This is a genomic window from Phyllobacterium sp. 01N428, assembly GCF_056399405.1.
The window spans coordinates 344,965-362,670 of sequence record NZ_JBFTRH010000002.1 but is presented as its reverse complement, the minus strand read 5'-3'; the positions used below and the strand labels follow the sequence as shown (position 1 = coordinate 362,670).

The 17,706-nt window shown below is 56.0% G+C and carries 17 protein-coding genes; 6 read left to right on the top strand and 11 right to left on the bottom strand.

What is annotated here, in order from left to right:
• Nucleotides 1–497 precede the first annotated feature (497 nt).
• Entirely contained in the window at nucleotides 498–1,532 is a 1,035-nt protein-coding gene (locus AC1DNI_RS09780) for a hypothetical protein (protein ID WP_477691733.1), read from the top strand.
• 583 nt (nucleotides 1,533–2,115) lie between these two features.
• Nucleotides 2,116–2,373 (top strand): hypothetical protein, encoded by a 258-nt coding sequence (locus tag AC1DNI_RS09775; RefSeq protein ID WP_477691732.1) that lies wholly within the window; start codon nucleotides 2,116–2,118, stop codon nucleotides 2,371–2,373.
• Between the two features lie 350 nt (nucleotides 2,374–2,723).
• Here AC1DNI_RS09775 and AC1DNI_RS09770 read toward each other — a convergent pair whose 3' ends face one another.
• The 4 genes from AC1DNI_RS09770 to AC1DNI_RS09755 form a co-directional block, all read right to left on the bottom strand.
• Nucleotides 2,724–3,575 carry a universal stress protein gene (locus AC1DNI_RS09770; RefSeq protein WP_477691731.1) on the bottom strand — a complete coding sequence of 284 codons (852 nt, stop codon included), beginning with the start codon at nucleotides 3,573–3,575 and terminating at the stop codon, nucleotides 2,724–2,726.
• Nucleotides 3,576–3,808: 233 nt separating this feature from the next.
• Nucleotides 3,809–4,297: a hypothetical protein gene (locus tag AC1DNI_RS09765; protein ID WP_477691730.1), complete on the bottom strand. Its 489-nt coding sequence runs from the start codon at nucleotides 4,295–4,297 to the stop codon at nucleotides 3,809–3,811.
• A 60-nt stretch (nucleotides 4,298–4,357) separates the two neighbouring features.
• On the bottom strand, nucleotides 4,358–4,654 hold the full coding sequence (locus AC1DNI_RS09760) for a helix-turn-helix domain-containing protein (RefSeq protein ID WP_477691729.1): 297 nt from the start codon (nucleotides 4,652–4,654) through the stop codon (nucleotides 4,358–4,360).
• 38 nt (nucleotides 4,655–4,692) lie between these two features.
• Nucleotides 4,693–5,037, bottom strand: coding sequence for a hypothetical protein (locus AC1DNI_RS09755; protein ID WP_477691728.1), 345 nt, complete (start codon nucleotides 5,035–5,037; stop codon nucleotides 4,693–4,695).
• A gap of 1,546 nt (nucleotides 5,038–6,583) precedes the next feature.
• Here AC1DNI_RS09755 and AC1DNI_RS09750 point away from each other — a divergent pair.
• Nucleotides 6,584–8,344 carry a retron Ec67 family RNA-directed DNA polymerase/endonuclease gene (locus AC1DNI_RS09750; RefSeq protein WP_477691727.1) on the top strand — a complete coding sequence of 587 codons (1,761 nt, stop codon included), beginning with the start codon at nucleotides 6,584–6,586 and terminating at the stop codon, nucleotides 8,342–8,344.
• Between the two features lie 376 nt (nucleotides 8,345–8,720).
• Here the strand turns inward: AC1DNI_RS09750 and AC1DNI_RS09745 are convergent, their stop codons facing one another.
• Complete coding sequence (locus AC1DNI_RS09745) at nucleotides 8,721–9,068, bottom strand: DUF1344 domain-containing protein (RefSeq protein WP_027231989.1); 348 nt, start codon at nucleotides 9,066–9,068, stop codon at nucleotides 8,721–8,723.
• 402 nt (nucleotides 9,069–9,470) lie between these two features.
• Between AC1DNI_RS09745 and AC1DNI_RS09740 the strand changes: the two genes are divergently transcribed.
• The 3 genes from AC1DNI_RS09740 to AC1DNI_RS09730 all read left to right on the top strand — a co-directional run bounded on the left by AC1DNI_RS09740 (nucleotide 9,471) and on the right by AC1DNI_RS09730 (nucleotide 13,610).
• On the top strand, nucleotides 9,471–10,922 hold the full coding sequence (locus AC1DNI_RS09740; RefSeq protein WP_477691726.1) for a DUF1254 domain-containing protein: 1,452 nt from the start codon (nucleotides 9,471–9,473) through the stop codon (nucleotides 10,920–10,922).
• A 118-nt stretch (nucleotides 10,923–11,040) separates the two neighbouring features.
• Entirely contained in the window at nucleotides 11,041–12,498 is a 1,458-nt protein-coding gene (locus AC1DNI_RS09735) for a DUF1254 domain-containing protein (RefSeq protein ID WP_477691794.1), read from the top strand.
• 149 nt (nucleotides 12,499–12,647) lie between these two features.
• Nucleotides 12,648–13,610, top strand: coding sequence for a S1C family serine protease (locus tag AC1DNI_RS09730; protein ID WP_477691725.1), 963 nt, complete (start codon nucleotides 12,648–12,650; stop codon nucleotides 13,608–13,610).
• A gap of 4 nt (nucleotides 13,611–13,614) precedes the next feature.
• On the opposite strand, the gene AC1DNI_RS09725 is transcribed toward AC1DNI_RS09730, so the two are convergent.
• The 6 genes from AC1DNI_RS09725 to AC1DNI_RS09700 all read right to left on the bottom strand — a co-directional run bounded on the left by AC1DNI_RS09725 (nucleotide 13,615) and on the right by AC1DNI_RS09700 (nucleotide 17,588).
• On the bottom strand, nucleotides 13,615–14,022 hold the full coding sequence (locus tag AC1DNI_RS09725) for a DUF2147 domain-containing protein (protein ID WP_246272641.1): 408 nt from the start codon (nucleotides 14,020–14,022) through the stop codon (nucleotides 13,615–13,617).
• Nucleotides 14,023–14,206: 184 nt separating this feature from the next.
• The gene (locus AC1DNI_RS09720) at nucleotides 14,207–15,064 is read right to left on the bottom strand and encodes an SDR family NAD(P)-dependent oxidoreductase (RefSeq protein ID WP_477691724.1); all 858 of its coding nucleotides are present in this window, start codon (nucleotides 15,062–15,064) and stop codon (nucleotides 14,207–14,209) included.
• 91 nt (nucleotides 15,065–15,155) lie between these two features.
• The gene (locus AC1DNI_RS09715; RefSeq protein WP_113282379.1) at nucleotides 15,156–15,938 is read right to left on the bottom strand and encodes a lipoamide acyltransferase component of branched-chain alpha-keto acid dehydrogenase complex; all 783 of its coding nucleotides are present in this window, start codon (nucleotides 15,936–15,938) and stop codon (nucleotides 15,156–15,158) included.
• Nucleotides 15,939–15,948: 10 nt separating this feature from the next.
• The gene (locus tag AC1DNI_RS09710) at nucleotides 15,949–16,536 is read right to left on the bottom strand and encodes a protein-S-isoprenylcysteine O-methyltransferase (protein WP_477691723.1); all 588 of its coding nucleotides are present in this window, start codon (nucleotides 16,534–16,536) and stop codon (nucleotides 15,949–15,951) included.
• Between the two features lie 119 nt (nucleotides 16,537–16,655).
• Entirely contained in the window at nucleotides 16,656–17,306 is a 651-nt protein-coding gene (locus tag AC1DNI_RS09705) for a hypothetical protein (protein WP_091944875.1), read from the bottom strand.
• A 159-nt stretch (nucleotides 17,307–17,465) separates the two neighbouring features.
• Complete coding sequence (locus AC1DNI_RS09700) at nucleotides 17,466–17,588, bottom strand: ABC transporter (protein ID WP_113282376.1); 123 nt, start codon at nucleotides 17,586–17,588, stop codon at nucleotides 17,466–17,468.
• Between the last annotated feature and the right edge of the window lie 118 nt (nucleotides 17,589–17,706).

Here is a 17,706-nt window from a genome sequence, read left to right as displayed (position 1 = left end):
GTGGCTCATCTGTCCCTCACGGGCTCGAAAAAAACGATGATGAAAGCAATGCTGATTGAGTGTGCGATGGTATACGCAAATCGCGGCCGCGAGGCGCTGTCCATTTATGCGCCGACTGAAGTATTCGCTTCGCGGGTATGCCTGCGATCTCAAATTTATTATTAGATTGGCTTCCAGTACAGTACGTAACAGTTACAAAAAGGCAAATCGCCGCCAAACACTTAAAGTTTTAATTGTTGAACGGGTTCAGTTTTAATATGATTAAGTCTCGCGGCCGCTTCCGGTTGGCGGTTTTTTATTGTCACGCTGAACACAATCGCCGGTACCGCACTCGGCGTCAGGATCCCCAATTCGTTGGAATGGGTCTCGCGGCTGTTCCACAGATAGCCAAGCATCCCAGTTCGTATGTGGCGCCGACGGGCGAATAATTCTACGTTAGCACAAGATACTGTGATATAAGGCCGGTGAACGGGCTATTACTTGTTGGAGGACAAGAGATGAGCGTTGCCATGATCCGTTTGCCGGTGAATGAGGAGGCAACCCGTCCCAACGAAGCTGAGATTCTCGCACAACTTGAACGCATTCAATCCAGTCCGGAGTTTCATGCGCCCGAGCGAGCGCGCAGATTCCTGAACTATGTCGTTAAAGAGGTTATCGCGGGACGCGCCAAACGGATCAAGGCCTATTCGATCGCTGTAGAGGTGTTTGGTCGCGACTCATCGTTTGAAGCGCACTTGGACCCCGTGGTCCGCATCCAGGCAAGTCTCATCAGGCGTGGCCTTGAATATTATTACCTGGTGGCGGGTCAGTATGATCCAATTATCATCACCATGCCGAAGGGCGGTTACGTGCCCATCTTCTCGCAAAGATGTATAATAACATCTGCCGTCGAAGTCCGCCCGTTAGCGGGCCTATCCAAAGAGCTTCTTTTGACGCACGAACCGCCTCGCAAGTTGGGAAATCTTGCTGCCATCGCTTTCATCGGTGTAGCACTGTCCGCCAGCGGCTACCTGATCCGCTCTCATGCCAGCTTTTCCGGCAGGACCGCTGTCGCGATCAGGGGATCAGGACCTCATATTCCTCGATTACTCGTTAAACCGTTCAGTGACCTTTCGGGGACACTGCGCTCGGCAAATATGGCGAAGGGATTAACTGAGGAAGTCATCACTCAACTCACAAAATTCAAGAAAATTGTCGTCGTAGATGGTGCCGCATCGAATGCGATCGTCGATCCGTACCCAACTGTTGTGTTGGAAGCAGCTGTCCGCATCGAGGACGAGAGGCTCCGGCTAAGCACGCGTCTCGTCAACCGTGCCGATGGTTTCATTTTTTGGACGAAAAGCTACGAAAACGATATCCGACCCCATGGCTTGTTTCAGCTTCAGGAGGACATCGCTCGTTCGCTGGCTACGGCGTTGGGGCAACCCTACGGTGTTATTTTTCAAAGCGACCAGGGCGGCCTCGCACCGTGGCCTCCGGATGATATCCAAGCCTATACCTGCTCTTTGGCCTATTGTGGTTACACCAAGTGATTTATCGGATAATGAAATTCGCCGGCCGCTCGTTAGCTTGACTCTTTCATCCTTTCCACGGTCCACTTTCGCGCTTGCCATCACTGAGACCGAAACTGAGCTGAAAGCTACCCGATTGCTGTGTGGCTCGATCCGTTGGTGAAGTCAGCCAGTGGTAATAGAGAAAGTGCGCGTGATGAAGCGACGGCCTCTGCAGAGTTCTGATCATGAGATACCATTCCTGACACGCAAGAAGTTCCGTGGGACAACCGCCGCCTCCCAGGGGTAATTATGCGCCACTTACTTCTCTGGATAAGTCAAAAGCTTGCACCAATGCTTGTTATCACTTGGTGATCCGAAAGACAGGGCGTAGTATGGTGGATAGAAAAGGCGTCCGATCCTTTTCTATATTGCCCAAAGCAAGCCCGCTGGTGCAGACCTCGCGGCAGCGGGCTTCTGGAAAAACAAATCTTTTTGCCGAGCGTATGACGTCTGTCGTGGTGATCACGACTGATGTCCAGCTGGCATGAACCGACAGCCACACTAGGGCTGGGCATTTCGATCGTTACTTCGCTCCCGAACCCTTTTGGGAAAGGATATTAAAATGCTTAGATTGAAACCACTTTTTACCGCATCGATGATTGCGATCTCTCTCGTGAGTTCGTCAGGATTGTCGTGGGCGACCGAGCAATCGCAGCAACGCCAGCAAGCCCGCGACACCAAACAGCAAGCCCGTCCGGCTGCACGGCAAGCCAAACAGGATTGTCGCGCCGCCGACCAGAAAAGCAATGCGGCCTGCCGCCAGGACAAGCGCTCCACTAAGCAGGACGCACGGCAGACGGGTCGAGCCATCAAATATTGAGTCGAAAAAACCCCGCCGCTGGGGTTTCAGCACAACGACGGGTAGGGGTTTACCAATCGGGACGGGTATGGACACGATTGGCACCTTATCATGAGGCAAAAAGTGGCTCCCAGCAATTAGGGTTTTCCCTAGATTGTCTGGTGAAGGTATGGTCAGGGGGCCGGCCGTCAACCCGCATTTCGGGATTCCAAATCAATAGATTTCTTAGTCATCGCAAATACCAGCCGATCCCCATGATTATCACAATGCCCAAGACCATCCCCACCCCCAGCATCACGTAGGATGGTTCGTTCGGGGGCGGGTAATCGCCATGCTCATTCAAATCGTTTGGCATAGTGCTTTCGCAGAGGCTATCGCGTTACCAAGATGTCGCAAGGCGGGGCATTAAGAAATCCGATTGCATAGCTTCCAATCATCCTGCCAACGATGCCGCTGTGACTGTGGGTGCCCATGACCAGTAAATCGGCGTCCTGTTCACCCACAACCTTGTCAATGCCTGGGATAATTTCACCGCGCTCGAGCCTTGGCGTGATCGACCCTGTGAAGGTTCCGTTTCTTTTCGCAAATGCAGCGGTGGCCGCATTGGATTCGCGCTCGGATTGACTAATCAAACGTTGCTCATATGCCGCCAGCTCTTCCGCATTAACCTTAATACGGCTCGAGAACGGTGTTTCAAAAACATGCAGCAGACAAACAGCCGCTTGAGGTGCAAGTTCAAGTCCTGCGCTCAGCGCATGCTCTGAAGAAGGAGAGAAGTCCGAGGCGGCAACGACATTGCGGTAAGGGCCAGCGGGTTTGTCCTTCACAACCAGGACCGGCACGTGGCTATTACGGACAATATTTCCGGCCTTGGTCCCTATGAAGCGATCCTTTACGGTCGCGTGGTGCATGCCGAGGACGATAAGATCAACTTTTCCGGTTTCAACCTCGGCCAGAATATCCCGCCAGACTGAGCCGGTCGTGACGATAACGCTAATTCGCTCTGCCGTTGGCGTAGAAAGGTCTGCCCAGTGCCGCTCCAGCTCCATCGTGGCCTGTTGGATCAAACGATCATCTATGTCGGGATCGTTATCGTCTAAATGCTTATCTTCTATGACGTGCATGACGGTCAGCTTGGCATCATGCGACTGCGCCAATTGCATTGCTCTTTCAAAGGCACGATCCGCCCCGCTGACATCCATTGCTACGAGAATATGTTTCATGATGACGCGCCCCAACAGCCCGCATTATCAGATATGGATAGTATATTGGTTTTGGCCCGATTTCTTCATATCATGTGCCTCGCTTTATCGCTTTTTGCAAAAGTGTCTCGACCGAACGTAATTGCTCGCGATGCATCGCTAGTTGGGTGGTGTCAGCAACTGCGACGATTGCGGCAAAGACCTCATCTTCGGCCCATCCGGCAGCCACGGCCTCTCCGAAGAGTTCAAGCAACCTATCCTGGATCGCTCTCTGGCAGTCGCTCAATCGATCCTTGTGGCCGGAGGGCTTGCGTGGTCTTTCGATCGCCATTTGAAGTGCTCCCATCAGGTACGGTAGAGCGTTTCTTACGCCTTTTCATATTTACCGCCTGGCGATTTTTAGCATACCACGCGTTTTGCTGTTCCCTGTATTTCTCTGGATTAGTTTTGCGCCATTGTTTTGCTCGCTCGGTGGCCCTAGCGCGTTGCTCGGGCGAGAGCGGATTTTTCTCCCGCCATTTTCGGGCTTTAATTATATCCTTGGCTTTGCGCTCCGGGGATTTGATCTTTTCCTTAGCGGAGAGTGCATTCTTGGCGCGCCACCTGCGCATGTATTCGGCTTTCTGGGCCCGACGTGCTGCGGATGCGTTCTTTGTCCACCACTGCCTCATCCTCTCGGCATTTTTGGCTTTGCGTGGATCGTGTCCGGCGACGCTGCTACTCATCTCTTTCTCATCCGTCAAACGACTTTCCCCCGACCTGCTATCATCAGCTAAGAGCTTATCGCTACCGATAGTTGCAGCTCATTTTCTGAGCGTGGGCCCATTAAAAGGCGATTCCCCCTGTCGCTCTGGCCCTTCGATTGTATGGGCATTATCGTCGAAATACTGCCCCAACAGTGCCATCGGGTCGCGCTTGAGCGCGTGGCAAAGCGTTATCAGGGTCGAAACGCTTATGCGGTTTGCGCCCCGCTCGTACTTTTGAATTTGCGTAGCTGAAACGCCGATGGCATCGCCAAGGCGCTGTTGGCTCATACCACCGGCCAAGCGCAGAGCTTTTAACTTCTGCCCAAGTTCTTGATCGATGAGGTCGTGATGCATGCTGGCTCGTCTGCCGATTTGCGCTGTAAGCGCTGCTTTTACTGTCGCTTGAATATTACGCCAGTTTCTTTCCAGCTTCCATGCTGGATGCTCTCATGATTTTCCTCGCGCCATTTGCGGTCCTCGGGCGTGAGCCATTCCGCGCACCAGGCAGCCTGAAATACCTCGGCATTCTCGCAGTTCGAAAAACAATAGACGCTGTAGTGGGCGGTTTCTTCATCGAAATGAAAATGATGGCCGAGGGGGGATGCGCCCAGCTGGGAGGCTTGGCCACTAATGGCCCAGAGATGCTTTCGCATCTTCGCATCGTTCTTCAGCATGACCTGGTGCGGATAGTAGCGATCGACCATTGTCTTGGTCAGCGCGCCACGACTTCGGCTCATTGAGGCGTCCTTTCACATGCCCGTGCTCGCCCATTCCGAACAGGGATTTAAGAGTTCAGATTGTGTTGGAACGGTCGTCGCTGCCGAACGTGTTCTATGAATGTTCTGTTCGGAGAAATGAGTCAAGCGGGTTTGAAATGGCGAAAAGTCTGAGTTCATCGGAAGGCGAGGAACCGCAATTCGTCCGCAGCGTTGAATGAGATCGATCCGTCAACTGATTGTCAAACCCATGGCCATTGCAGCTGACATGTTTTCAGGTAACTGGATTTTGTATGGCTTCGCGGTCATGGCATTGATCGTCGTCATCTGGTTATTCTTTATATTGCGACAACGAATGCGTTGAGGAGCATAGCTGAGTCTGCTTAAAGGGCCCGAAATTCTAATAAGCCGGCGCGTCCCACCCTTACTGATACTAATCCCTTGAGTCAGATTGCGCTTCAATCCGATCCGTCGGATGCTTCCACGCAACACGAGGGTATGATGTGACGCCTCAACGCTTTCAAAATTGTCTGGTCCTCTTGCGATGGTCCCAGTTTGATCTTGCTGCCACTCTCAAGTGCGATGTGTACCTTGTGAATGCTTGGGCGATGGGCAAAGCCCCGGTACCCGGCGACATTTCAGATTGGCTCGATAGGCTTGCCAAAGCGCATCAACGCGCGCGCATTCCTACTGCTTACGAAGGCAAGCAATTCGAGTTGCGGATCGACCGCAATCACTCGATCAGCCAATAGTTGCTACAGAGCCTGAAGTGCATTGTCCGAGGATTGTCTCCGCCGTCATCGCGTATCTGGTTGGGAACCAGAGCTCTGCATCAAGCTTTCGTGATGCTACCGCAGACGGGTCCGCAGAGGTGAGGCTTTTTTGAGGAAAGTCCCTGGGGACATATGAAACTCTCAATGCGCGGGCGAAAACACTCCAGACTGAAGCCCGCTTTGCGCCAGGAGCGGTAATCGGCAGATTTTTTGAAACCGGTTGCAAAGGCGCTCCCAAGGCGCGGGCCTTGGGTTCCAACATTCGTTCCAATGCCGGCTCTGTATGTTGTTGTTCTTATTATATAATTATCGGTGCGGTGGGTTTCCCTCCGGGCCCACCATTTCTTCCTAGGTGTAGCCGGCCGCGCAGGGAGATTGCAGCAGGAACACGGCAGCGTCGTACGCGGAAGTGACGCTGACGAGTTGCCCCGGCTGTCGGCCGAGCACGCGCACCATCTTGAATGTTCGATAATCCTCACACACGCCCTCAATGTAGGGGACTTGCCCGGATATCGAATCAATCAAACTCGTTGCGTCCGCCACCTCACCACTAGGCGAACACGAAGGGTGCAATTCGTCGCGGGAATGTATTAGTGGAAAGCTGTACATGGCCCCTTGCGAAATGGCAGTTCCTCTGCTCTTTAGAATGCGGCTTGCGGATAGATTTTTCTGTGGGGGTTCCTCACAGGTGAAACCAATACGGCTTTGATGCTTCCCGAAGAGAACCTGCAGGAGCATGACATTGAGCGATATTCCGCGAAGTCGCTAAAGAGTATCCGCAAGCCGCCTCCACCATGACAGCCGCCGCATTAAAGCTGAACCAGTATCGCAAAGCTGAAAATATCACTGACTTGGGCGCGATCCTTGGTCTGGCGCCCGCACACATCTCGTACGCGCTGTACAAGATGCCGAACGCCGACAAATATAAGGTATTTACGGTCCCGAAGAAGGCTGGTGGCGTCCGGACGATCAAGGCGCCACACAAAACACTGAAGGCGATCCAGAAGCGTCTCGCTCAAGACCTGATGGGTATTGAGGCACACCTAGAGGCCAAGCGCGTGAAGAGGCGCGACTGTATTCTGGCGCATGGCTTCAAGAAGAAACTATCCATCATGACCAACGGAGAGAACCATCGGCACCGCCGCTACGTTTTCAACGTGGATCTGAAGGACTTCTTTCCGTCGATCAACTTCGGACGAGTCTACGGTTTCTTTCAAAGAAACCAGTCATTCAACCTAAAGCCCAAGGTGGCTGCCGCCATTGCCCAATTGGCCTGCTTTGAGAACCAGCTGCCACAAGGCAGCCCATGTTCTCCGGTCATTTCCAACCTCATTGCAGGCGTTCTCGACATGCGGCTCAACGAGTTGGCCCAGCAATACAATTGTAGCTACACCCGTTACGCCGACGACATCACCTTTTCCACGAGTGAACAAAACTTCCCGAGTGCAATAGGGCGACGAATTCCCGGCAGTATCAAACTATGGGAAGCGGGTCCCAAGCTCCTGAAAATCATCAAGCGAGCCGGGTTCGAGCTGAACGCCACTAAAACGCGTATGTTGCTTAGTTACTCCAGACAGGATGTGACCGGAGTCGTAGTCAACCAAAAGGTCAATATCCCCGTCGACTACTACGAGACTGTAGCCGCTATGTGCCATCACCTTTTCATGGACGGCGCGTGCTTTACCAAGGTTGGCGGCATGAAACAGCCTTTTTTGTTGAAAAGGCTGAGGGGACGTCTCGCCTACATCTATCAGGTTCGCGGTAAAGGACCAAAGCCAAAGAAGGTCGATGAGGATGGCGGGCCCAAGGGCGGCGCGAAGCTCTGGGCCAGCACCCACCTGTTCGAACGCTTTCTGAACTACGCAGACCTTTATGGCGCTGAGCGCCCTGTGCTTCTCTGTGAGGGGGTCACCGACAACATCTATATCAGGTCGGCTCTCCACGCATTGGCAGGCAAATACCCAACGATGATAACCCCGGCTAACGAGCTAAAGGTCAAATTTTTCAAGTACACGAAAACGTCAGCAACAATCCAACAACTCGGCGGCGGTAGTGGTGAGCTGGTTAAACTACTGCGAGAATATGGAAAGAGAACGGCGAAATTCAAGAGCGGTGCGAAGCACCCCTTGATCCTGGTCGCCGACTCTGACGAAGGCTCCAAGGAGCTTTTCAAAGAGGTGACGAAAAGGACCGGCCACCAAGTCGATGGCAAGCGTGCATGGTACCACATTATGACCAATCTCTATGTCGTGCCCATTCCTATGGTTGGCGCCGCCGACACCCCGATTGAACGGCTTTTCGAGCAAGTGGTGCTGAATACGATCTATGACGGCAAGAAGTTCGATATGACAAACTCCGAAACAGACGGGAGCAAGTTCTACGGAAAGAAGGCCTTTGCGACAAAGGTGATCGCAGCAAACAAAGGTACGATCAGGTTTGATGGTTTCGAGCCGTTGCTGACGGCTATCTCTGAGGTTATAGAGGACTATAAGAGTAAGGTGACTCCCGTTCCGGCACTCGCCCCGGTTACCCCCGCCCGCATGGCCCGCACTTAACATTGAGCGGTAACCTAGGCTGTCGTCTTATCAATCGTTGTTCAACGGGGAGCGAACACGATGCCTTCGTTGGGCCATCTGGCGTTCGACCAAATCAATTGCTACCCGCCGGGTCAAGCAAATGTCGGCACTTGTTGCTGATTGCATATTGATTGACCAGCATCACGGTTGTCCGCGTCCTTTTTGCGGTAGATGCGCGCAACATTGATGTTGCCGTCGACGCAGGTGCAAGGTTAGCCAAACAAAACGCCAGCAAATACAGGGTTCATCACAAGTCCCTCCGGGCTCACCATTCTCCTCCCCGCTAAAACTCCCAGATCGACCGGTGGCCGTTGGCCTCTTGGCCTCCGACCACCGCTCAACCCTTGTCCATTGATCAGTGAACCACCACCATCTTCGCGGCGTGGAATTCATCGGATTCGCCGTTGCCGAAGGACGTATTGTAGGGGTCCTGGCCCTTCCAGGTGATGCGCACCTTCTCGCCGGCGGCGATGCCGCGGAAATCGGCATTTGCCGGCAACTGGTACTTCGTACCCGTCGTCAGCTGCACCGTCCTTGATTGCGGACTGACCCATTCGATCGTCCCTGTCGTGCTGAACATATCGGGGCTGTGCATGGCCCTAACCGATTTCACCGTGGAGGTGTAGGTGCGTTGTCCCTGGGCTGAGGCTAGGCCTGTCGTCAATGCCAGCGCAGAGATTACCAGAAGCAATTTCTTCATCATTTATCTCCTCCTGATCTATGCCGGACGAGACCGAGAAGAGCCTTTGCCAATTGTTCAAGACAAGGACCCGTTTCGTCCCGTCCCCATACCGGCACCCACCGTGCCGGTAAAAGGACGTTACGCCCTAAAACGTCATGAAAACAATGAATTACGTGTAATGTTGTTCAACTTCTCTTGAGCAGAATATGACCGAAGTTCACGGTCCGATGAGGCTGTCTGCCGGAGCGTGCATGCGGGGCGCAAATGCGCTTGTGCAGCATTTTGTTACTGTTACGTACTTTGGTTATCGTCGCGGATCGTTAGGTTCGGCATGTTATCTGCGCCGGTTTCGGCGCGGACAGGAAACGTTGGAAAAAGGGTAGCAAGATGCAGGTTTCAACCAGGTCTATTTCATTACGCACTTTGATTTTAGCTTCATCGATTGCAGTCTTTCCGGTCTCCTCCTTCGCCCAGTCGCCGGCTGTTCCGGAGATCAGCAAGGAAATCCCCAAGGGCCCGATATCCGGCACGACCCTTCCGAAAGCCTATGTGCGAGACATGGCGCGCATCGCTTATCTATGGGGCTGGCCGATGGTCAACATGCACAATCGCCAGATGGTATTTTCCAAGGTGCCGGAGAATGGCCTGGGCGATGGCATCCTGCCTGTCGGACCGATCGGCCGCGTGACCATGCTGACCGATTACATCAAGCCCGAGGAACGCGGCGTCGCCACGCCCAACCAGGACGTCGTCTACGGCTTCGGTATCTTTGCGCTTGAAAAGGAACCGATCGTCTTTCAGGTGCCGGATTTCGGCGACCGCTTCTGGGTCTACCAGCTCGGAAACCAACGCACTGACACGATCGGCGGCATGGGCAAGCTCTATGGCAGCAAGCCCGGCTTCTACATGATCGTTGGGCCGGAATGGAAAGGCGACGTGCCTTCAGGAATTTCCGGCGTCTTCCGCTCGCCGACGAATCTCGCCTACATCATTCCGCGCGCGTTTCTCGACGACACCAAGGAAGATCGTGCCGCGATCCAGCCCCTCATCAGCCAGATCATGACCTATCCGCTGAGCGAATTCGACGGCAAGATGAAGACCAAGGACTGGAGCAAGATACCGGTGCTTGCCGATCCTGCCGGCGGCAAGGCGGGAGCCGGCGGCGAGACGCAGTGGGTCAAGCCCGAGCTCTTCTTCGAGGAATTGCCGCTGATCCTCAAGGAAGTGCCCCCGCAGCCCGGCGAAGAGGCGCTTTACGCCTGGTTCGGTTCGCTACTCGAGGCCGCGTCGAAGAATCCGGAGGTGGCAGCCACGCTGAAGGAAACCGCGATCGAGACCGAAAAGGAATTGATGAAGCAGATCCACAGCTATTCCTATGCCGGCGTGCCGGTTGGCAATGACTGGGTCGCGCCGATGAACGGAGCCGAGTTCGGCACCGACTATTTCAGCCGCGCTGCGGCCGCCAAGGCCAATATCTTCGTTAATCCCCGGCGAGAATCCGCCTATTTCGGTCAGGAATACGATTCGCAGAAGAAGCGTCTCAACGGCGAGCATGCCTACGCCGTGACCTTCCCCAAGGGTCAGCTCCCGCCCGTTGACGGGTTCTGGTCACTGACGCTGTACGATGCCGAGCACTTCTTCGCACCCAACGAGATCAACCGTTTCTCGCTCGGCACCAAGAACAAGGATCTCGTCTATGGCGAAGACGGTTCGCTGACGATCTATGTCCAGCATGGCAAGCCCGCAGGCGACAAGGCTGCCAATTGGTTGCCGGCGCCGAAGGGCGATTTCGAACTCTTTATCCGCGCCTATTCGCCGAAGGCCGAAATCATGGACAATAGCTGGTCGCCGCCACCGGTGCTCAAGGCAAAATGAATTTGAAGACAGGACTATGATTACAACATCGCCGGACAAGAACTTATTGAACGGCATAATTTGAGGTACGACCATGGTTTCAAAACAGGGCCTACATTGGATATCCCGCCGCAACCTCATGCTCGGCGGCGGCGCGCTCGCGGCGCTGCAGGCGCTGCCGCAATCGGCAGAAGCAGAGGTTGTTTCCCCCCTCGTCGAACAGCTGGATCACGGCGCCTGGCCGAGTGACGCAACGGTCAAGAAGCTCTACGAGGATCTGCTCACGCAGCGCGCCATCCAGTCCTACATGCTCACTTTGCCGACACTCAATGTCATCGGCATGCGCGATGGTTCGGAGGCGACCTTCGGCAAGGGTTATAACGTGCTGCCGATCTGGAAGGATCGCATGAACGCCAAGACGCTGGTGCCGACGCCGAACTGCGATGTCGTCTATTCGATGAGCTATCTCAACCTGAAGGAGACGGGTCCGCTCGTCGTCTATGCGCCACCGAACGTCATCGGCATGTTCACGGATTTCTTCCAGCGCACTCTGACCGATGTCGGTGCGGCGGGACCGGACAAGGCCGGGGGCGGCCTCTATCTGCTCCTGCCGCCAGATTACAATGACCAGGTTCCGGGAGGCTATTTCGCCTTCCGCTCGCGCACGTACAATGTGTTCCTGTTCTTCCGCACGGTGCTTGCGCCTGGCCCTGATGGTCCGGACACGACCGTCGCGGTGGCGACGGCCGAGAGAACCCGGGTCTACCCGCTCTACAGTCTCGAGCGCAACCGTCCGCGCATGGAGTTTCCGAATGCGTCGCCGGTACGCGTCAACATGATGTATCCGACCGATTTCGCCTATTGGGAAAAACTGAAGGCCTTTATCGATTACGAGCCGGCCGAAAGCCTCGATCCGGTCACGCGCGGTATGCTCGCAAGCATCGGCATCATCAAGGGCCAGCCCTTCGCGCCGGATGCAAGGCGCAAGGAAATATTGACCAATGCGGTCGAGACCGCCGCCCGCACGATTTTCGCGCTGCGCATCACGCCTGAAGGGCTCCCCAATGCGCCCTACTACTCGGACCGGCATTATGTGAATGGCTGGGGCGGCGTCGATGACGCCTTCTTCGGCTCAAGCTATCAATCGCTCGATAGCCGCGCCGCCTATTTCCAGGCGGCCTATTCCTCGGCGCCGGCCATGGTGGCGGATATTGTCGGGCTCGGCTCGAAATATCCGATCGCGTTCCGCGACGAGAAGGGCGAGCTTTTGGAGGGTAGCCGCAGTTATCGCCTGCGGCTGCCACCGAAGATCCCGGCGCATCTCTATTGGGCGGTGACAGTCTATAACCCGCACGATGGTACCATGCCAGAAACGAGCCAGGCCTTTCCGTCGCGCAACCAGTTCGACAAGGTGGAGACCAATCCCGATGGGTCGGTCGAACTCTATCTTGGACCGACGAAACCGGCGCAGGCGCCGGAACGCAACTGGATCCAGACCCTGGAAAAGCGTGCGTTTCTTGTCGCCGTGCGGCTCTACGGGACGGACCAGACGTTCTACGACCAGACGTGGAAGCCTGACGATCTGGTTCCGTTGTAAGGCGGGCGAGCCGCGCGGATATCCAAACCTTGAACGTTCCGTGCGGCCTCTCCATTTATTGGATTACAACGATGCCTTGACGGGTCCATCCGATGCGATGGATCCGCTGGCGGCAGGGGCGATGGTCGCCGCTGCGCGAGGATCCAATAATGGGTTACATAGACAAGGACATTGCGCCCGTCGATGACGGCGCGCTGACGGATGCATATTCACAATCGATAGCGCGGGCGGTCGATATTGTCGGGCCTGCGGTCAATCGCATCGAGCGTATCGGCGGCCGCGCCGGCCATGGTTCGGGCTTTGCCATTTCGCCTGACGGGCTGATCATCACCAATAATCACGTCGTCGGCGATAGCGGGCACGTGCGTATCACGCGGCCGGACGGGTTCGTCACCGAGGGCACCGTGCTCGGCAGCGACGTCGACACGGATATCGCGCTGATTCGGGCCAATACGAGCGGCGAAGCCTGGGCGCGCCTTGGCAATTCGAAGCTGCTGCGCCGGGGCCATATTGCGATTGCCATCGGCAATCCGCTCGGCTTTGAATGGACGGTGACGGCCGGCATTGTATCGGCGCTGGGCCGGTCGATGCGAGCTGCAAGCGGAAGGCTGATGGATGACGTCATCCAGACGGATGCTGCGCTCAATCCCGGCAATTCCGGTGGGCCGCTGGTTTCGTCACAGGGTGAGGTAATCGGGGTGAATACGGCGGTTATTCAGGGCGCACAGAGCATTGCCTTTGCCGTCGCCTCGAATACCGCAAACTTCGTGGTGTCGGAGATACTTCGCTATGGACGCGTCAGGCGCGCCTATATCGGCATAGCCGGCGATACGATCGAACTGCCGCGAAGGATTGCGCTTGAGGCGGGGACGAGCCTCGCAACGTCGGTGCGCATCCGGCGCATCGAGCCCGCAGGGCCCGCCGAACTCGGCGGGCTCAAGGAAGGCGATTTCGTTCTCGCGATCGACGGCAAGCCTGTCGGCGGCGTCGATGACATCGTCCGCCTGATGCATGGCGAGACGATCGGCAGAGAGACCGAGGTGCTGATCTTTACCGTCGCTGGCCGCCTGGAAAAGCGCACTCTGGTGCCGGTTGCCCGTAACGGCGGCTGAAGTGCTAGTCGCGACGCCAGGTAGCTGACTTGCAGATGAGGCCACCCAGAACGCAGCCGGAAAGTTCCACAGCGTTGCCGGCAACCCTTGCCTTGCCTGAATAGGTCTTGCCGGTTTCCGGATCGTAGAGCGTTCCGGCATAGGTTCCGGGGCCGGTGGCTTTCATCGACACGGCCTGCAGGCCGACAACCGGGCGGTCACGCTTGGACGCGTCAGGGTTATTGATGTCGTTGACCGGCTGGTTCATCCACACGATCGTCCCGCAAACGCCGCTGTTGCAGTCGCTGATCTTCACTTTCGTGCGGCCGGTTTCATTCACATAGGTCCCTGCGATCTCCTGTGCTTCGGCCATCGCTGCAGTCGTCAGCGCACCGGCCAGGAGAAGGGTGCAAAGGGCTTGTCTTGCGTTCAACAAGGGTCTCTCCAGTCCAAAAATTGTCATGTGAAGCGCGTTGAATGACGCGCACTCTGTTTTCGTGTTGAGTCAGCCGTTACACTAGAATTTCGGCAAGAATGGGCACGGCAACGCGAAAATCTATTCGCGGGCTAACTTTATTGTCGCAGGGAAATGCAGCCTTGGTCGCGCGTTTCGGCCGCTATTTATGGCGTGCGCCGTGGCATTTCTTGTATTTCTTGCCAGACCCGCAGGGGCAGGGATCATTGCCGCTGCGCTGCAGGCGGGCAATCAGCGGCAAGAGCAAGCTTGCAGGCAATAGCCTCGCCGCATAGACGGCAAGCTTGGCCGACAGCCCTGGAATGACGATCCGACGACCCGACCTGAAGCCGCGCCACGCCTGTTCGGCGACGTATTGGGCGTCGAGCATGGGCAGGAGCGTGAAGATCGAGGCATGTCTCGCCCCTGCCGTTGCGTAAAACTCCGTCGATACCGGTCCGGGCGCAAGGCACATGACGGTAACGCCGGATCGGCGCACTTCCTGATGCACCGCCTGAGAAAACGATCGCACGAAACCCTTGCTGGCATAATACAGCGCCATGTAGGGCCCGGCCGTGAAGCTTGCCACAGAACTCAGATTGATCACGCCGCCACGCTTGCGGGCCACCATCTGCGGCAGGAAGTACAGGGTAAGCTCGGTAAGGGCACGAATGTTCAGGTCGACGATACCGAGTTGATCGTCCATGGGAAGACCAATCGCTGCGCCGCGCAGGCCATAACCGGCGCTGTTGACGAGCACATCGCAATAAAGCCCGTTGCTCACCAGGAATTCCGCAACCTGCGTGGTCGAGTCGATGGCGAGAACGTCCAACGCCAGCGTGAACGGTTCGCCGCCCGCAGCGCGCACCTCTGCCGCGGCGGCGTTCAATCCCTCGATCGAACGCGCAGTGAGGACAACCGGTCCGCCATCGCGGGCAGCCACGCGCGCTATGGCGCGACCTATGCCGCCAGACGCCCCGATGACGACAACGCCGGGTCTAAAATCTGCCTGTGAATTCATCTCATTGCCCGCGAAACCACCCTTGGGGCAGCTTCGGCACCTTCCCAACTCATTCTTTTCATCGCTTCATCGAGAAGCCAGTGCGTCGATGTCACTGGCTTCGGTCCTCCCGCAGTACTTTAACGACGCCACCCTGCGCAAGCTGCTTTACCTCGTCAGCCACAGCCCCGTTGAGGATGGCTTCGAACCGCTCCAGCGCGCGGGCGACGTTGGCTCCGTCCATGACACGGTGGTCGTAATGAATACGCACGGTCACCGATCCATCCTCGCCGATCAGGCCGTAGTTGAAGATCGTCGTCAGGGGGGTCAGCGGATTGAGCGATTCTGCGCCGAGGCCGGAATATACGGAGAGTTGAAACGTGCCAAAGTAATTCGGCCGCTGCCGGCCGATATTGAGGCCGAGCCACATCATCGGCCAGCGGATGAGGCCCGGCAGACGTGCAATCTTCAAGGCACGCCGAAACTCCTTGACTTCAAGTACCGGCCGCGAGCGCACGTCCCTGATCGAGGCGTCGAGCTCGGGGATCGAGCGGTGCTCCGGGTCCTTGATCCGGCTGAGCAGGACCGCCTGTTCGCCATTATAGTCGCGCTCATGCGCAATGGATGCGACGCTGACTGGATATTCATAAAGTTGCGGCCATGGCAATTTGACATAGGCACGGCGCAGATCCGGCGTTTCCTGCGACAGAAGCGCATAACCTTTCAGGAAAAGAACGGTCCAGGAAGGCTTGACGCTTTGCGACATCCTTGCCCGCAGCAGCGGACCAAGGTTCATCTGTCGCTGTACGGTCACCCTTGGTACAGCGATCGAGAACCGCATGAGGTCGTTGACCAGGCGCCGGGGCGCTGAAAGCTTGAGGGCTCGGCCTCGCATATTGTGACCTCTAATAGAGATAAGGGATAAGTCGCTTCGTCCTTTCCATATAGTCGCGGTATTCTGGGCCGAAATTCTCCAGCATCATACGCTCTTCCTTGGTTACCCTCAGAAAAAACAGGATCGAAAAGCCAACGAGGCCGGCAAGGCCCGCAACCCAGTTTGCCAGCAGGAACGCCTGACCAAGCGCTATCAGAAGGAACGACGTGTACATGGGGTGGCGGACGAAAGCATAGGGCCCCGATGAGACGAGCTTGTGCTTTTCGCGTATCTCCAGCGTGATCGACCAGTTGCGGCCGAGTTCCTTGTGCGACCTGCGGAACACCCACAATGCAAGCAGCATTGTGATCGCTCCAATGACGATCGAGAAGGCGTAGGGGATATAATCGGCGGATTTGGGAATGCCGGTCGCTACGTAGAAGCCGGGGACGATGGCAAGGCCAAAAAATGCGATGCCAAGCCCCATCCTGTCGGTGAGTGTGCGCGCATTGCGCGTGACTTGAACCCGCCGCGCACGGCGCTCGAACGGATAGCGAATCACGTACCAGGCAACGATGCCGAGCACCCATGTGATCTCGCCGATTGAGGCAATGGACATGTTCACGCTAGGTCACTGGCGCCTTTTCTGCGATCCCGGCCAACATAAGCCGCACGAATGGCAACAGCCACGACTTTTGTTGGCCGCGAGACCCTGGAACAATGCGCTCCTCTCAAAATCTAACCTGCTGGTCCTGTATATCCGACGGCATTCGGTCCGCCGTTCATCTCGCGCAGCCGCGTCACGAACTGTTGGGGGCGTAGCCAGATGCCGGGCGTCTTGTAACCCATTGACCGGGCGATTTCACCAACGAATGCGTTGCAGTTATACACTGTCGCTTGCCAGTAATGGGAGCGCTTCTGAAGGTCGTGAATAAACGCAACCACCTTGGTGTATTCGGCCTCGCTCAGCGTGACACGCCAGCTTGCGGACCTATATCTGTCGTCAAGGTCGCCATCGCTCGCCCCGGTTTCCGCCGGCACGGGAATATAGTGGCCAAGCACGTAGGGAACAGCACTGTTGGAGGCCGGATGAAGGCCCGCAACCTCGCGATCAAGCACGCGTCCCGACTTGTCGAGCCGCCCGAAGATAACGTAGGTGTGACCGTAGCTAAGTGCGTAACGAGAACGGAACTCGATGTAATAAGGCCCTTGGGCCTGCGGTAACGTTCGTGTTGTAGTGCCCTGGGCCGACGTGGAAGGCGGAGCACCCACGGAACCCGTATTATTATAGGACACGACATTCGGCTTAATTGCAGCATCCGGCGCACATCCTGCTACTGCGATAGCAAACAGAACCGCAACCGACAGACGACCACTGTACAGCGTCATATCTTTCCTGAACTCCGAAGAGCGTAGGCATGAAGGCAAAACATGCCTGCTATAATTCTATGTATGACCGCCTGGTACCGTGAGACGCGTTCAGCCCGAATCACGTGCCGATGGGGAAAGAATCGCGTGAAACTTCCCCCATGCGGACGAGCGAATCAATTACTTGGTAATTACAGCCGGAGCTGGCTCAGGCGGCGGGGCTTTGCCCTTACCGATTGACCCGCAGGCACTCAAACTGGCGACCGTCATCACGGCAACTGCAGTGATCAGAATTCTCTTCATGTGACAATCCTTTCTCCTCAAAGGCGAGTAGGCCAACAATGTCATGCTACCATAAATAGTAATGAACGCTAGGGTAAGGTGCCGGAATCACTGGCATAGTGTCCGATTTGCCACATCA

Coding starts and splice junctions, on each gene's coding strand:
- AC1DNI_RS09780 (WP_477691733.1), top strand. CDS start 498: ATGAGCGTTGCCATGATCCGTTTGCCGGTGAATGAGGAGGCAACCCGT.
- AC1DNI_RS09775 (WP_477691732.1), top strand. CDS start 2,116: ATGCTTAGATTGAAACCACTTTTTACCGCATCGATGATTGCGATCTCT.
- AC1DNI_RS09770 (WP_477691731.1), bottom strand. CDS start 3,575: ATGAAACATATTCTCGTAGCAATGGATGTCAGCGGGGCGGATCGTGCC.
- AC1DNI_RS09760 (WP_477691729.1), bottom strand. CDS start 4,654: ATGCATCACGACCTCATCGATCAAGAACTTGGGCAGAAGTTAAAAGCT.
- AC1DNI_RS09755 (WP_477691728.1), bottom strand. CDS start 5,037: ATGAGCCGAAGTCGTGGCGCGCTGACCAAGACAATGGTCGATCGCTAC.
- AC1DNI_RS09750 (WP_477691727.1), top strand. CDS start 6,584: ATGACAGCCGCCGCATTAAAGCTGAACCAGTATCGCAAAGCTGAAAAT.
- AC1DNI_RS09745 (WP_027231989.1), bottom strand. CDS start 9,068: ATGATGAAGAAATTGCTTCTGGTAATCTCTGCGCTGGCATTGACGACA.
- AC1DNI_RS09735 (WP_477691794.1), top strand. CDS start 11,041: ATGCTCGGCGGCGGCGCGCTCGCGGCGCTGCAGGCGCTGCCGCAATCG.
- AC1DNI_RS09730 (WP_477691725.1), top strand. CDS start 12,648: ATGGGTTACATAGACAAGGACATTGCGCCCGTCGATGACGGCGCGCTG.
- AC1DNI_RS09720 (WP_477691724.1), bottom strand. CDS start 15,064: ATGAATTCACAGGCAGATTTTAGACCCGGCGTTGTCGTCATCGGGGCG.
- AC1DNI_RS09715 (WP_113282379.1), bottom strand. CDS start 15,938: ATGCGAGGCCGAGCCCTCAAGCTTTCAGCGCCCCGGCGCCTGGTCAAC.
- AC1DNI_RS09710 (WP_477691723.1), bottom strand. CDS start 16,536: ATGTCCATTGCCTCAATCGGCGAGATCACATGGGTGCTCGGCATCGTT.
- AC1DNI_RS09705 (WP_091944875.1), bottom strand. CDS start 17,306: ATGACGCTGTACAGTGGTCGTCTGTCGGTTGCGGTTCTGTTTGCTATC.
- AC1DNI_RS09700 (WP_113282376.1), bottom strand. CDS start 17,588: ATGAAGAGAATTCTGATCACTGCAGTTGCCGTGATGACGGTCGCCAGT.